The sequence below is a fragment of the Rhodococcus sp. BP-349 genome, from assembly GCF_019835845.1.
In the GTDB taxonomy this organism is placed as follows: domain Bacteria; phylum Actinomycetota; class Actinomycetes; order Mycobacteriales; family Mycobacteriaceae; genus Rhodococcoides.
Map to the genome: position 1 here is coordinate 1,127,639 of NZ_JABUDR010000003.1, position 15,175 is coordinate 1,142,813.

Annotated in this window: 11 protein-coding genes and 1 riboswitch; of the genes, 8 read left to right on the forward strand and 3 right to left on the reverse strand. The window is 70.0% G+C overall.

The genetic code is table 11. The annotated features are described in order from the left end of the window. The first annotated feature begins 4 nt into the window (after positions 1-4). Positions 5-69: riboswitch (cobalamin riboswitch) on the forward strand. A 57-nt stretch (positions 70-126) separates the two neighbouring features. From cobN to HQ325_RS21675, 3 genes are all read left to right on the forward strand, one after another. Continuing rightward, complete coding sequence (gene cobN / locus HQ325_RS21665; RefSeq protein ID WP_222632368.1) at positions 127-3,762, forward strand: cobaltochelatase subunit CobN; 3,636 nt, start codon at positions 127-129, stop codon at positions 3,760-3,762. A gap of 19 nt (positions 3,763-3,781) precedes the next feature. Beyond that, positions 3,782-4,162: a PPOX class F420-dependent oxidoreductase gene (locus HQ325_RS21670; RefSeq protein WP_222632369.1), complete on the forward strand. Its 381-nt coding sequence runs from the start codon at positions 3,782-3,784 to the stop codon at positions 4,160-4,162. Between the two features lie 81 nt (positions 4,163-4,243). Beyond that, the gene (locus HQ325_RS21675; protein ID WP_222632370.1) at positions 4,244-5,701 is read left to right on the forward strand and encodes an HNH endonuclease signature motif containing protein; all 1,458 of its coding nucleotides are present in this window, start codon (positions 4,244-4,246) and stop codon (positions 5,699-5,701) included. Between the two features lie 8 nt (positions 5,702-5,709). Here HQ325_RS21675 and HQ325_RS21680 read toward each other — a convergent pair whose 3' ends face one another. The 3 genes from HQ325_RS21680 to HQ325_RS21690 are packed head-to-tail and all read right to left on the reverse strand — an operon-like array spanning position 5,710 to position 9,405. Then, positions 5,710-7,104, reverse strand: coding sequence for a metallopeptidase TldD-related protein (locus tag HQ325_RS21680; RefSeq protein ID WP_027505382.1), 1,395 nt, complete (start codon positions 7,102-7,104; stop codon positions 5,710-5,712). Next, entirely contained in the window at positions 7,101-8,627 is a 1,527-nt protein-coding gene (locus HQ325_RS21685) for a TldD/PmbA family protein (protein ID WP_222632371.1), read from the reverse strand. The genes HQ325_RS21680 and HQ325_RS21685 overlap by 4 nt, the downstream gene beginning before the upstream one ends. A gap of 10 nt (positions 8,628-8,637) precedes the next feature. Then, positions 8,638-9,405: a TSUP family transporter gene (locus HQ325_RS21690; RefSeq protein ID WP_222632373.1), complete on the reverse strand. Its 768-nt coding sequence runs from the start codon at positions 9,403-9,405 to the stop codon at positions 8,638-8,640. 43 nt (positions 9,406-9,448) lie between these two features. On the opposite strand from HQ325_RS21690, the gene HQ325_RS21695 reads away from it, so the two are divergent. The 5 genes from HQ325_RS21695 (at position 9,449) to lnt (ending at position 15,166) form a co-directional block, all read left to right on the forward strand. After that, positions 9,449-10,654, forward strand: a complete 1,206-nt coding sequence (locus HQ325_RS21695) for a sensor histidine kinase (RefSeq protein WP_051613278.1) — start codon at positions 9,449-9,451, stop codon at positions 10,652-10,654. 10 nt (positions 10,655-10,664) lie between these two features. After that, on the forward strand, positions 10,665-11,327 hold the full coding sequence (locus HQ325_RS21700) for a response regulator transcription factor (RefSeq protein WP_027505385.1): 663 nt from the start codon (positions 10,665-10,667) through the stop codon (positions 11,325-11,327). A 77-nt stretch (positions 11,328-11,404) separates the two neighbouring features. After that, the gene (locus HQ325_RS21705) at positions 11,405-11,956 is read left to right on the forward strand and encodes an FxsA family protein (RefSeq protein ID WP_222632375.1); all 552 of its coding nucleotides are present in this window, start codon (positions 11,405-11,407) and stop codon (positions 11,954-11,956) included. A gap of 43 nt (positions 11,957-11,999) precedes the next feature. Continuing rightward, positions 12,000-13,589 (forward strand): amidohydrolase, encoded by a 1,590-nt coding sequence (locus HQ325_RS21710; protein ID WP_308014593.1) that lies wholly within the window; start codon positions 12,000-12,002, stop codon positions 13,587-13,589. Further along, positions 13,586-15,166: an apolipoprotein N-acyltransferase gene (lnt, locus tag HQ325_RS21715; RefSeq protein WP_222632377.1), complete on the forward strand. Its 1,581-nt coding sequence runs from the start codon at positions 13,586-13,588 to the stop codon at positions 15,164-15,166. Before HQ325_RS21710 ends, lnt begins: the two co-directional genes overlap by 4 nt. Positions 15,167-15,175 lie beyond the last annotated feature (9 nt).

Genomic DNA, 15,175 nt, shown 5'->3' on the forward strand with positions numbered 1-15,175 from the left:
CCCCGGAAGCCGGTGAGACTCCGGCGCGGTCGCGCCACTGTGACTCCAGCGTCTCCGGAGAAGTCAGACCTGGGGTGCACACCGACGCCGACGGGGCGCGAAAACCCCAGGGAAGGCTCCACCACCGTGATCTTGCTGCTCTCGACATCCGACACCGACCTGCTGAGCGCACGTGCGTCCGGCGCCGAGTACCGCTGGGCCAACCCGTCCCGCATCCTCGTCGACGCCGATCTGCCGACGCTCATGGACGGTGTCGACCTGGTGGTCGTGCGCATTCTCGGCGGGCGCCGGATGTGGGAGAGCGGTATCGACGCGGTGCTCCGCGGCCCCGTTCCGGTGGTCATGCTGGGCGGCGAGCAGGCTCCTGATGCCGAGCTGATGGAACTGTCGACGGTTCCCGCGAATGTGGCAGCGCAGGCGCACCAGTACCTGGCCGAGGGTGGCGCGGACAATCTCCGCGAGCTGTCGTGGTTCCTGTCGGACACCGTTCTGCTCACCGGTCACGGATTCGAGCCGCCCGCCCATCTCCCCACCTGGGGTGTGCTGCGCACCCGTGCGCCTTTTGCACATCCAGAGGTACGCGAAAGGCGCACGGGGGCAGAGCCCACGATCGCCGTCCTGTACTACCGAGCCCAGCACCTCGCGGGCAACGTCGACTACATCCATGCCCTGTGCGACGCCATCGAGGCGAAGGGCGCCCGAGCGCTCCCGATCTACTGTGCGTCGCTGCGCAGCGCGGAACCCGAACTGCTCGAGGCGTTGCGCGAAGCCGACTCCATGGTGGTCACCGTGCTCGCGGCCGGCGGAACCCGTCCCGCCAACGTGGGCGCCGGTGGCGACGACGAGGCCTGGGACGTCGCCGAGCTCGCCGCGCTCGACGTGCCGATCCTGCAGGGCCTGTGCCTCACCAGCTCCCGCGCGATGTGGGACGCGAACGACGACGGCATGTCCCCGCTGGACGTCGCGACCCAGGTCGCGGTGCCCGAGTTCGACGGTCGCATCATCACCGTTCCGTTCTCGTTCAAGGAGATCGACGCCGACGGCCTCAGCACGTACGTACCCGACCACGAGCGCTGTGCGCGTGTCGCCGGCATCGCGGTCCGGCATGCTCGACTGCGCCGAATTCCCGCAGCCGACAAGCGCATCGCGCTGATGCTGTCCGCGTACCCGACCAAGCACGCCCGCATCGGCAACGCGGTCGGTCTCGACACCCCGGCGTCGGCGATCGGTCTGCTGACGCGGATGCGCGAGTTGGGTTACGACATCGGACCCGTCGACGGTGACGACGCGGTGCCCGGCCTCGCCGCGCAGGACGGCGACGCCCTCATCCACGCGCTCATCGCCGCCGGTGGACAGGACGCCGACTGGCTCACCGCCGAGCAGCTCGAGGGCAACCCCATCCGTATCTCCGCCGCGCGCTACCGACGCTGGTTCGACACGCTGCCGGAGGACCTGCGATCCGGCGTCGTCGAACACTGGGGCGAGGCACCGGGCGAGCTGTACGTCGACCGATCGGCGGATCCGGAGGGCGAGATCGTCATCGCCGCACTGCGTTTCTCCAACGTCGTCCTCATGGTGCAGCCGCCTCGCGGGTTCGGCGAGAACCCCGTGGCGATCTACCACGATCCGGATCTTCCCCCCAGCCACCACTATCTCGCCGCCTACCGCTGGCTCGCGGCCCCGGAGGAGGACGGCGGTTTCGCCGCGGACGCCGTCGTGCACCTCGGCAAGCACGGCAACCTCGAGTGGTTGCCCGGCAAGACTCTCGGCATGTCCGCTTCGTGCGGCACCGACGCCGCGTTGGGCGATCTGCCACTGATCTACCCGTTCCTGGTCAACGACCCGGGTGAGGGGACACAGGCCAAGCGCCGCGCGCACGCGACTCTCGTCGACCACCTCATCCCGCCGATGGCCCGCGCCGAGAGCTACGGCGACATCACCCGCCTCGAGCAGTTGCTCGACGAGCACTCCAACATCTCGACTCTGGACCCGGCGAAGCTGCCGGCAATCCGTCAGCAGATTTGGACGCTCATGACCGCGGCCCAGATGCACAAGGACCTCGGCCTGGAGGAACGCCCCGACGAAGAGGTGTTCGACGACATGCTGCTGCACGTCGACGGCTGGCTGTGCGAGATCAAGGACGTGCAGATCCGCGACGGGCTCCACGTGCTCGGGCAGGCTCCGCGCGGTGAGGCGGAGGTCGACCTCGTCCTGGCCATGCTGCGGGCTCGTCAGATGTGGGGCGGGGAGCGCACCGTTCCGGGTCTGCGGGAAGCGTTGGGTCTCAGCGAGGACGGCGACGAGGCTCGGACATCGGTCGATGCCGTCGAGAAGCAGGCACGCGATCTGGTGGCCGCGCTGCATCGCGCCGACTGGTCGGTGGACGCCGTCGACGGCATCGCCGCGGGACTGCCCGACACGGTCGCCGAGATCCTTCGCTTCGCGGCCACCGAGGTGGTTCCGCGTCTGCGCGGGACCGACCAGGAGATCGACCGTGTGCTGCATGCGCTGAACGGCGGGTTCATCCCGGCCGGTCCCAGCGGGTCGCCGCTGCGTGGACTCATCAATGTGCTGCCGACCGGCCGCAACTTCTACTCGGTCGACCCCAAGGCGGTGCCGTCGCGGCTCGCGTGGGAGACCGGCCAGGCGATGGCAGAGTCGCTCGTGGCCCGCTACCTGCAGGATCACGGCGAGTACCCGCGCTCTGTCGGGTTGTCGGTGTGGGGGACCAGCGCCATGCGTACCTCGGGTGACGACGTGGCCGAGGTGTTCGCACTGCTCGGCGTGCTGCCCGTGTGGGACGAGGCGTCGCGCCGCGTCACGCACCTCGAACCGATCGCTCTGGACGAGCTGAAACGGCCGCGTATCGACGTGACGGTCCGCATCTCCGGCTTCTTCCGCGACGCGTTCCCGCACGTGCTCGCGATGATGGACGACGCCGTCCGCATGGTCGCCGGTCTGGACGAGACCGACGAGCAGAACTACGTGCGTGCGCACGCACAGGCCGATCTCGCGGAGCACGGCGACGACCGCCGGGCCACCACCCGCATCTTCGGATCCAAGCCCGGCACGTACGGCGCCGGACTGCTGCAGTTGATCGACAGCAAGAGCTGGCGCAGTGACGAGGATCTGGCGCAGGTCTACACGACGTGGGGCGGCTTCGCGTACGGCCGCGGACTGAACGGCGTCCCGGCAGCGGACGACATGCGTTCGTCCTACCGGCGCATCGCGGTGGCGGCGAAGAACACCGACACCCGCGAGCACGACATCGCCGACTCCGACGACTACTTCCAGTACCACGGCGGCATGGTGGCGACCGTGCGTGCGCTCACCGGCACGTCTCCCGAGGCGTACATCGGCGACAGCACCCGCCCGGAATCGGTGCGCACCCGCACGCTGCACGAGGAGACGTCCCGCGTGTTCCGTGCGCGCGTCGTCAACCCGCGCTGGATGGACGCGATGCGGCGGCACGGGTACAAGGGCGCATTCGAGATGGCTGCGACGGTCGACTACCTGTTCGGGTACGACGCCACTACGGGAGTCGTGCAGGACTGGATGTACGAGAAGCTCACGCAGGAGTACGTCCTCGACGAGACCAATCGGAAGTTCATGTCGACGTCCAATCCCTGGGCGCTGCACGGAATCTCCGAGCGACTGCTCGAGGCCGTGGAACGCGGCATGTGGGCGGAACCGGACCCGGCAGTGCTCGCGGACCTCCGTGCGGCCTACCTCGAGAGCGAAGGCGAGCTCGAGGGCGACTGACCGGCCTATCCTGTCTCGTATGAGCAACCCGTTCGGTGACGTCGGCACCGCGAAGTACGTCCTCCTGACCACGTTCACCAAGGACGGCACCCCCAAGCCGACACCCATCTGGGCGGCGCTCGACGGGGACCGGCTCCTCATGTGGACGCAACGGGAGTCGTGGAAAGTCAAGCGGATCCGCAACACGCCGCGCGTCACGGTGGCCACCTGCGATCGCAGTGGAAAGAACGTGGGCCCGGCCATGGACGCTGTTGCCGAAGTGCTCGACGACGCGGGCACCGCGCGAGCTCGCGACGTGGTGATCGAGAAGTACGGCATCACCGGCCGCATCGTGGTGACGATGAGCTCGCTCTTCAAGGGTAAGAGCAGCACCGTCGGGTTGGCGTTGCGCGCGGCCTGATTCCGTGTCGGTGGTGTCCGTTACTGTCTGTTCAGGTCGTCGGGGGGCGGTCTGATCGGGGCATCACCGGGGGGTGAATTCGTGTACGACACAGTGGTTTCGACGGATCTATTGGTGTCGTCGAAGGTCGATGCTCAGGCGTCGTTCGCCCGGACCGTGTCGGCGTCGTGTGCGTACGTGCAGGAGTCCTCGCGTCGGCCGGCGGTGCTGGGGCCGGGTGGGGTGTTCGATGCCGAGGCTGCTGAGATCTGTGCGGTGGCGGAGGTCGCGGCGGCGTTGGCGGTGTCGACGCGCACGGTGACCGAGTGGCTGTTCCTGACCCGCACCGCGCATCCTGCGGTGGCGGAGGCGTTCGATGCGGGCCGGTTGGCGTATGCGGCGTTCCGGACGGTGTGCAGGTCGGTGGCCGGGGTCCCGGACGCCACCGAGGCACTGCTGCAGCGGGTGATCGCTGCCGCGTCGAGTTGCACTCCGGGTGCGGTCGTCGTGGCGGTCGATCGAATTCTCGCGGAGTTCGACGCGGAGTGGCACCGGAAGGCTCGGGAGCGCGCGACGACGGAACGGTACGTCTCTGTCAGGAAGCTGCCGCGAGGTCAAGCCGAGCTGAAGGTTCGTGGCCCCGCAGAGCAGATCGCCGGGATGAAGCGGGCCATCGTCGAGGCGGCGCGGGGGGTGTGCGCGACGGATCCGCGGCCGCTGCCGGCGCGGTCGTTCGATGCGGCTCACGCTGTGCTCGCCGGCGGAGCTGTCGCGTGTGAATGTGCTGGCCAGGACTGCGAACGGCGGGAGACGGTCTCCTGTACCGAGGCCACTGCGGTGATCGTGCTCGATGCGGCCACGGCGGCGGGGTTGGCGGGGGAGCCCGGTCATCTCGTCGGCTGGGGTCCGGTTCCTGCCGATGTGGCCCGGAGAATCGCCGGGGATGCGACGTGGCAGGCACTCATCACCGCCGCGACGGTCCCCGAACCGCGGGCGGGGTGCAGTTGCCCATGCCCGCAGCACGACCCACCCACAATCCCCGACTCACCGGCCCCGCCCGTGCCGATCGACGGTCGGGAGGTTCGCCGCACCCGCCGCATGCCCGCAGGCTGGACACCGACCACGGGGAAACTGGGCAGGACGAAAAACCGAAAACTCCGGGAGCAGGTCGAGTACCTTCGCGCGCTCCCACCCTCTGCGGTGGACCGTGCCGTCGCCAACCCCGACGGGCACGGCGGCTTCGCCGTACCCCCGACGGGTGCGTTGACGTACCGGCCGTCCGAGGCGGTCGCCGCCCTGGTGACGGCGCTGTATCCGACGTGCATCCATCCCGGATGTGGTGTGCCCAGCGAGGACTGCGACCTCGACCACGTCGTCCCGTTCGACCACACCGACCCCCGGAGAGGCGGATGGACCGTGACCGGCAACCTCGCGCCGCTGTGCCGTCGACACCACGGCCTGAAAACCCGGCGGCAGTGGCACCACCGCATGCTCCGGGACGGGATCGTCCATGTCCGCGACTCTCACGGCACCGACTACTTCACCGCACCCGGCGAGTGAGGCTCCTCCTACTGGGCCGCGCTCACGGACGACATGTGGAAGTCGGGGATCCGCATCGGGGGCATCGCTGCGCGGGTGAACCAGTCCGACCACTCACGCGGCAGGGTGGGAACGGTCGTACCCGCCTCCGTCGCGCGGCGCAGGATGTCGAGCGGGCTCTCGTTGAACCGGAAGTTGTTGACGGCAGCGGTGACTCGGCCATCCTCGACCAGGTAGACGCCGTCCCGGGTCAACCCGGTGAGGAGCATGGTCGTCGGGTCCACCTCGCGGATGTACCAGAGGGTCGTCAGCAACAGTCCTCGTTCGGTGCGCGCGACGAGGTCGTCGACGGAACCGCCGGCGCCGCCCACCATGACGAGGTTGTCACCGGGCACAGTGGGTGTTGCCCCGAATTCTGCTGCGGCGGAACGTGGGTAGGCAAGGGAGGTGATTGCACCGTCGCGGATCCAGTCGGTGCGGCCTGCGTCCATTCCGTTGTCGAACACCGACACCGCGTCGCTCGAGGATCCGGTGACCACGAACGGGGCGTACTCGAGGCCGTTCTCGGACGGGTCGGAGTACAGCGTGAGACCGAGGTGTCCGAGCACCTCACCGACGCGGGTGCCACCGCCGGGAGCGGACAGGGCGGTGCGGCCCTCCTGCGCGCCCCGGCCGTCCATCGACCACAGCAGATCGATCATCAGATCGGCGACCGCGGACGGTGGGAGGATCGTCTCGTAGCGTCCCGCGGGAAGGTCGACGGTCCGGGCGGACCAGTCGAGCCGGCGCGTCAGTTCGGCCAGGGACGCATCCAGATCGATGTCGCGGAAGTCTCGGGTACCGGTGCCCACCCAGGCACTGGCACCGCCCGAGAGACCACCCCTCTTACCGTTGATCTCGAGCGATCCGACAGGTTCGACGACGCGCCGCCGTACCCCGGTGGACGTGCCCAGCCACACGGTGCGGACCGTGTGATGCGCGAAGCCGTACAACGCATCGGCTCCGTCGAATCCCCGCGCCAGGCCCGGTACCACGGAGTCGAACACGTCGATCCCCGTGCGGAGCGGGACGTCGCCCCAGCCGGAGTCCGGCGTCGGGGCGCCCTCGACGAGGGGCATCGCATCGGTGGCGGGCTGAGCCGCACGAGCGGCGTCCTCGGCGGCTGCCACGACGCCGGCGACATCATCCGGATCCATGCTCGTGGACGAGACCGTTCCCACCCGCGCCGCCGTGCCGTCCCGCACGATCGAGACGACGGTCCAGGACCTCGAGTCACCCACGCCGTTGGTGGTCATCGAGTTCCCGGCCCACCGCAGGGATGCCTCCGAGATGTCGGCGACGATCACGACGGTGTCCGAGACGGTGGCGTACGACAGCGCACGCTCCACCAGATCGTGGCCGCCGAGGGGAGTGCTGACGCTCACTGACCCGCCTCCGTTCGTGTGTTGAGGACGTTGACCGAACGGAAGAGAGCAGCGGGGCAGCCGTGCGACACCGCCGCCACCTGACCGGGCTGCGCCTTGCCGCAGTTGAACGCGCCGCCCAGACGCCACGTGGACGGTCCGCCCACCGCCTCCATCGAGCCCCAGAAATCGGTGGTCGTCGCCTGGTACGCCAGGTCCCGGACCTGGCCCGCGAGAGCCCCGTTCTCGATGCGGAAGAAGCGCTGGCCGGTGAACTGAAAGTTGTAGCGCTGCATGTCGATCGACCACGACTTGTCGCCCACCACATAGACGCCGTGCTCGACGTCGGCGATGAGATCGTCCACGCTGCGATCGACGTGCGGGTCCGGTTGCAGCGAGACGTTGGCCATCCGCTGGATCGGGACGTGATGGGGCGAGTCCGCGTACGAGCACCCGTTCGACCGCTCGAGCCCGAGGCGGGGGGCGAACACCCTGTCGAGCTGGTAGCCGACGAGAACACCGTCACGCACCAGATCCCACGACTGCGACGCCACGCCGTCGTCGTCCCACCCGATGCTGGACAACCCGTGGCGTTCGGTGCGGTCGGCGGTCACGTGCATCGACTCACTGCCGTAGCGCAGCGTGCCGAGCTGGTCGGGCGTCGCGAAGGACGTTCCGGCATAGGCGGCCTCGTACCCGATCGCACGGTCGTACTCCGTGGCGTGGCCGATGGACTCGTGGATGGTGAGCCACAGGTTGGTCGGGTCGATCACCAGATCGGTGAGCCCGGGCTCCACGCCGGGGGCCTTTGTCTTCTCGGCGAGCCAGTCGGGGATGCGCGAGAGTTCGTCGTCCCAGTCCCACAGTCCGTCGGCGCCGGTCCCGTCGGAGGTCAGGTACTCCCAGCCGCGTCCCGTCGGGGGAGCGAGGGTGCGCATCGAGTCGAAGCCACCGGACGCGGAATCGACGGACACGGCGTCGATCTGCGGGTGGAGCCGTACCCGCTGCTGCGTGATGCGTGACCCGGCGATATCGGCGTAGAACGTCTGCTCCTTGACCTGCAGCACAGAGGCACTGACGTGATCGACGCCGTCCGAGGTCAGCAGACGACCGGAGTACTCGCCCAGTAGGTCGACCTTGTCCGAGGTGGGGACGTCGAAGGGATCGATCTCGTAGTCCGACACCCACGACACGTTCTCGTACACCGGTTCGGAGGCGAGCACGACGGAGTCTCGGTTCAGGTCTCGCAACGCCTGTGCGACGAGCACGGCGCGCGAGGTGACGGAGACTGCCTCGTCCACCGACAGCACGGCTCCCGATGCGAAGCCCCAGGTGCCGTCGACGACCACCCGGACCGCGAAGCCCAGCGTCGTCGCCTCGACACTCGACTGCACCTCACCGTCGCGCAGCGCGAGCGACTGAGTCCGGAGCCGATGCACGCGAAGATCCGCGTGCGTGGCACCGGACGCGCGTGCCGCTGTCAGTGCCGCGTCCGCGAGCGCATGCAGCGGCAGGGCGACGAAATCGCTGTCGACGTCTCTCACACCGGTGACGCTAGCCGAATTGTTGCCACCCGAGTCGGACGACGAGCGCGAACACCACCACCAACAACACGACGCGCACGAACCCGGCACCACGTGAGATCGCCATGCGTGAGCCGACCAGCGACCCCGCGACGTTCGCGACGGCCATGGCGAGGCCGAGCAACCAGAGAATGTCGTCGGTCGCCGAGAAGTACAGGAGGGCGCCGATGTTGGATCCCAGATTCAGGACCTTCGCCATCGCTGCGCTGCGCACGAACTCGGTGCCGAGCAGGGTGGCGAACGTGATGATGAGGAAGGTGCCGGTGCCCGGGCCGAGGATGCCGTCGTAGAACCCGATGGCGACGGCGGCCACCACCACCACGATGGTGATGCGGCGCCGCGTCGGCGGATCACCCACCACGACGCCGACTGTGGGTCGGAGTGTCACCAGCACGGCGACACCGACCAGCACGACCAGCACGATCGGGATGAAGAGGTCCTTGTCGATGAGGCTGACCGTGGCGGCGCCGAACGCCGCGCCGACTGCGGCCACCACTCCGGCGGGAGCGAGGAGACGCCAGTTCATCGGGACCTTGCGGGAGAAGGTCAGCACCGCGGCGGTGGTGCCGGCGACGGACGCGAGCTTGTTGGTCGCCAGCACCGTCTGTTGCGTCGTGGCGGCCGGCGTGACCAACAGGAGCGCCGGCAGCAGGATGAGCCCGCCGCCACCGACCACGGCGTCCACCCAGCCCGCCGCCAATGCGGCAGCCAGCAACACCGACCAGTCACCAGCACCCATGGCGGACATTCGATCACAGCACTCGCGTTACGCTTCGACCACGATGCGCCGATTCAGCGAATGGCTCCGCCACCGTCCGTTCGCGGTCGACTGTGCGCTGGCGGTGTCACTCTTCCTCATCGAGCTCACGGCCGTCGCTGCCGTGGAGCAGCCACTCGTCTACGTGGCGATGGCGGTCGCCGTGTCCACGCCGATCGCCTGGCGCCGCCGCTACCCGGTGGCCGCCGCCTGGACGGCGCTCGCACTCGGTCAGGTCGCGACTCTGATGGTGTGGGCATCGGAGGAACCGCGCACGCTGCCGCCCGGGCAGCTCGGCTTCGTGGTGATGCTCTACACGCTGGCCGTGTACACCGACCGGCGCACGACCCTCCTCTTCGCGCTGGGCCTCGCGGCCGACATCGTCGTCGTGCGACTCGTGCTCGGGTCCGACTGGACCTCCACCATCTTCTTCGTCCTCCTCTACGCCCTGGCCTACATCACGGCGGAGTTCCTCGGGACTCGCCGGGCCTACGTCGCCGAGGTCAGCGCACGGCTCGCCGTCGCCGAATCCGATCGTGACCGACGCGCCGTCGAGGCGGTGTCCGCCGAGCGCACCCGCATCGCCCGCGAACTGCACGACGTGGTGGCCCACGCGGTGAGCGTCATGATCGTGCAGGCGGACGGGGCGTCCTACGCGCTGCGGTCGGACCCGGAGCGGGCCGCGGCGGCACTCGCGAACATCTCCGCGACCGGCCGCACCGCACTCACCGAACTCCGACGCACGGTGTCGCTGTTGCGGACCGACGAGTCGTCCGAGTCCCACCCCGAGTACGGCACCGCGGCCCTCGCCAAGATCGTGGAGTTGATGCGCGCCGCCGGGCTGCGGGTGTCCATCGAGCAGACGGGCGAACTCGACGACCTGCCGCCGGCGGTGTCGCTCGGGGTGCACCGGCTGGTGCAGGAATCGCTCACCAACGTGCTGCGCCACGGCGGTGAGCGGCCCCGAGCCGTGGTGGCCGTGCGCCGCGAACCGTCCGCGGTGACGGTGTCGGTGATCAATTCCTCGGACGACACCGGCCCGGCCGTCGACATCCACGCCGCACCCACCACCAGCGGCTTCGGCGTCATCGGCATGCGCGAACGTGTCGCCGTGCTGGGCGGAGAGCTCCGCGCCGGTCCGCTGCCGGACGGCCGGTGGCGCGTGGCCGCGACGCTGCCCCTCGAACTGAAGGCCGCGCTGGGCGTCGACCAGGACCACCCGGACCGCTAGGTTGTCTCCCGTGTCCATCTCGGTGCTCCTGGTCGACGATCAGGAACTGATGCGCATGGGCCTGTCGATGGTTCTCGGCGCGCAGCCCGACATCGACGTGGTGGGCGACGTGCCCGACGGCGCCTCCGCGATCGCCGCGGCCGCGCGCCTCGAACCGGACGTCGTGCTGATGGACGTCCGCATGCCCGGCATCGACGGTGTCTCGGCCACCGAACGCATCATTGCGGCTCAACCCGAGGTGCGGGTCATCGTCATGACCACCTTCGACCTGGACGAACACGCCCTGGGCGCACTGCGTGCCGGTGCCAGCGGATTCCTCCTCAAGGACACGCCTCCGGAGGACCTCGTGTCCGCGATCCGCAGCGTGGCGGCAGGGGACGCCGTCGTCTCACCGCGGGTCACCCGGCGCCTCCTGTCCCGCATCGTCGCCGGGCAGCCGCGCGACGTTCCCGGACGATCTGCCGCCGTCGAGTCGCTCACCGACCGTGAGCGCGAGGTGCTGCTGCTCATCGCCGCCGGCAAGTCGAACGCCGAGATCGCGGGCGAGCTGTTCCTGTCCGAGGCGACCGTCAAGACCCACGTCGGCCGCATGCTCACCAAGCTCGGGCTGCGCGATCGCGTCCAGGCCGTCGTGCTCGCCTACGAGCTCGGACTGGTCACTCCGGGCGCCTGACCGGCCGGGAGAAAAACGAGGCGGTCGCGCGTTGACACGGCAGACGGGTTCGACCAGTCGCCGAAAGGACTCCCGCGATGCCACTGCTCTACTTCTTCCTCTACGTCGTCGTCGAGATCAGCGCCCTCGTGTGGCTCGGCTCGGCGATCGGCATCCTGTGGACGGTGTTCGTGGTGATCGCACTGTCCGCTCTGGGCATGGTCGCGATCCGCTCCCAGGGTCGGCGCGTGCTCTCGGAACTGCGCTCGGCCAACGCCGGACGCCGCTCACCCGGCGGCGCGGTCGCGGACGGTGCGCTCGTGGCCCTCGGCTCGGTCCTGCTGACGATCCCCGGTCTCGTCTCGAGCGTCCTCGGCCTGCTGCTGATGATCCCGCTGACCCGCGCGCTGCTGCGTCCGGTCATCGCGCGGTCCGCCGCCCGGCGCGTCGAGACGGCCGTGGCCTCGGGCCGTACGTTCCCGCCCGGTGGATTCGGGCCGCAGGGATTCGGGCCGCGGGGATTCGGGCCGCGGGGATTCGGGGCCGGTCACGTGGTCATCGACGGCGACGTGATGCCCGACCGCGGGAATTCGGCCCCTCGCGACACCCGCGGTGTGATCGACGGCACCACCGGCCGCGACGAGCGCTGACCCCCGACACCCCGGCCGCCCCACACCGGGCACACTGGCGAGCGTGAGTACGCATCTGCTGGTCGGCGGACGGATCTACAGCCCGTCCGCGCCCGACGCAACAGCCATGGCCGTCACCGACGGCACCGTCGTCTGGATCGGTGAGGATCGCCCCGCGCGGGCGCTGCATCCCGACGCCGAGGTGGTGGAACTGAACGGGGAGTTCGTGACTCCCGCGTTCGTGGACACCCACGTCCACACCACCGCCACCGGTCTGGCGCTCATCGGACTCGATCTGAGCGGCGCTCGGTCTCTCGACGAGTGCCTGCGTGCTCTCGCGGCGTACGCGGCCGAGGACGGGGGCACCCTGATCTGGGGGCAGAACTGGGACGAGTCGACGTGGCCGGAGGGGCGCGGCCCCACCACCGCGGAGCTCGACGCCGCAGCACCCGGACGGGCCGTGTACCTCTCGCGCATCGACGCGCACTCCGCGGCGTGCTCGACGGTGCTGCGTCGCGCCGCTGGAGACGTGGTCGCCACCGCAGATCCGCAACGGCCGCTCATCGCGGAGGCGCACCATGCCGTGCGCACCCGGGCGCTGGACCTGCTGAGCCCCGCGGGCCGGCACCGCGCCCGCGTCGCCGCGCTCGATCATGCTGCCGCGCACGGGGTCGCCGCCGTGCACGAGTGCGCCGGCCCCGACATCTCCGGCCGCGTCGACCTGGCCGAACTCCTCGCCCTCGAGCACGGCGTCGAGGTGCGCGCCTACTGGGGCGAAGCCGTCTCGACCCCGGACGAGGCGACGGCACTCCTGGCCGCGACCGGTGCGCACGCCCTGGGCGGCGACCTCTTCGTCGACGGTTCGATCGGCTCGCACACCGCCTGGCTGCACGACCACTACGCCGACCACTCCGGTTGCGGCCGTTCGTATCTCGACGTCGACGCGATCGCGGCGCACGTCTCCGCCTGCACCCGCGCCGGGATCCAGGCCGGCTTCCACGTCATCGGCGACGCCGCCACCAGTGCTGTGGTCGAGGCATTCGGACGGGTCGTGTCCGAGCTCGGCGGCCCCGCCGTGGCGTCTCGCGGCCATCGCCTCGAGCACATCGAGATGGTGTCGTCCGAGCAGGCCGACGCCCTCGCGGCGTGGGGTGTGATCGCGAGCGTGCAACCGGTGTTCGACACCTACTGGGGCGGTGAGGAGGGCCTGTACGCCACCCGACTCGGCTCGGAGCGCGCTCGCGCACTCAACCCGCTGGCGATGATGGCCTCCGCCGGGGTGTCGCTGGCCATCGGGTCGGACGCGCCCGTCACGCCGCTCGAGCCGTGGCGCGGTGTCCGCGGAGCGGTCAACCACCGCACACCGGGCAGTGCCGTCTCGCCCCGCGCCGCATTCTCCGCGGCGACGCGCGGCGCCTGGCGCGCCGGGGGAGTGCGCGACGGCCTGGCCGGCACGCTGGTGCCGGGCGCGCTGGCCAGCTATGCGCTGTGGGACGCCGCGGAACTGGTCGTGAGCGCACCACGGGACTCGGTGCAGCGCTGGTCCACCGACCCGCGGTCACGGGTTCCGGCCCTGCCTCGCCTCGATCCCGACGCGCCGGACCCGGTGTGCCTCGAGACCGTGCACCGCGGCACCACGGTGTTCCGCGCGTGAGCGCTCCCGCTCGACTTGTCGCGCCGGCGCGGCTCGCTCTCTCGGCCGGCGCCGGCGCGCTCCTGTTCGCGTCGTTCCCACCGCGATCACTGTGGTTTCTCGCGCCCGTCGCCCTGGCGCTCGTCACGTTCGTCCTGACCGAGCGGCGGGTCGACGATCCGGCGCGCGCCCTGTCGCTGAAGGGCGGCTTCCTGTACGGGTTCGCCTTCGGCCTCGGCTTCTTCCTGCCGCTGCTCCCGTGGATCGGCGTGTACGTCGGACCGCTGCCGTGGATCGCGCTTGCCGTCGCGGAGTCACTGTTCCTCGGTCTGTTCGGACTGCTCGCCGTGGTGGTGTCCCGCCTGCCGTTCGCCGCGGTGTGGATCACCATGGTGTGGTCACTGACGGAATGGTTGCGCAGCACGGTCCCGTTCGGCGGATTCCCCTGGGGCCGTCTGGCCTTCGGTCAGTCCGAGTCACCCCTGCTTCCGCTGGCCGCACTCGGCGGCGCCCCGCTGCTCAGCGCCGCGGTGGCACTGATCGGTGTGTGCCTGACGCTGCTGTGCAGGACGCTGCGCACCGGCGTCGCCGTCACCTCGGTCGCCGGGCTGGTCGCGCTCGCCGCCGTGGCGCCGGTCGTCGCGCTCGTCGTGCGCCCCACGCTCGCGGGTCCGCAGGACGGTGACGACACGATCACCGTCGCGGCCATCCAGGGCAGCGTTCCCCGGCTGGGCCTCGACTTCAATGCGCAACGCCGCCAGGTGCTCGACAACCACGTGAACGAGACTCTCCGGCTGGCGGAGGAGGTCGAGGCGGGGCGGACCCCGAAGCCCGACGTCGTCATCTGGCCGGAGAACGCGTCGGACGTCGATCCCACCCGCGACGCGACCGCAGCGGCCGAGATCACGGCCGCCTCCGTCCGGATCGACGCACCGATTCTCGTGGGCGCGGTGCTGTCGAATGCCGACGGCACCTCCACCAACTCGGTCATCGCCTGGGACGGAGCCGCCGGACCGGGGGAGCGCCACGACAAGAAGATCGTCCAACCGTTCGGGGAGTATCTGCCGTACCGCAGCTTCTTCCGGCTGTTCTCCTCGTACGCCGACTCGGCGGGCAACTTCGTGCCCGGCGACGGCGACGGCGTCGTGCACGTGCCCGCCGGCACGGATCGCGAGCAGCGGGCTCTCGCCGTGGGAGTCGCGACTTGCTACGAGGTGGCCTTCGACCGCGCACCCACCGAGGCGGTGCGCGCCGGCGCCCAGATTCTCGCGGTGCCCACCAACAACGCGACCTTCGGCGACACGGAGATGACCTACCAGCAGCTGGCCATGTCGCGAGTCCGGGCGGTGGAGCACTCGAGGACCGTCGTGGTCGCCGCCACCAGCGGGGTCAGCGCCGTCATCGCGCCCGACGGTTCCGTGACCTCGCGAACCGCTCTCTTCGACGCCGACCATCTGGTCGCCACGGTGGGTCTGCGCACCGACACCACACTCGCGACACGGCTGGGATCCACCGTCGAGTACGTGTTCGTGGCCCTCGGCGTCCTGAGTGTGATCGGCGCCACGATACCGAACGTTCGACGGCGCCGGGCCCGCTGACCGGGCACA

Excerpts from the sequence above, each read along its gene's own strand:
- HQ325_RS21670 (WP_222632369.1), top strand. The coding sequence starts at position 3,782 with ATGAGCAACCCGTTCGGTGACGTCGGCACCGCGAAGTACGTCCTCCTG.
- HQ325_RS21690 (WP_222632373.1), bottom strand. The coding sequence starts at position 9,405 with ATGGGTGCTGGTGACTGGTCGGTGTTGCTGGCTGCCGCATTGGCGGCG.
- HQ325_RS21695 (WP_051613278.1), top strand. The coding sequence starts at position 9,449 with ATGCGCCGATTCAGCGAATGGCTCCGCCACCGTCCGTTCGCGGTCGAC.
- HQ325_RS21705 (WP_222632375.1), top strand. The coding sequence starts at position 11,405 with ATGCCACTGCTCTACTTCTTCCTCTACGTCGTCGTCGAGATCAGCGCC.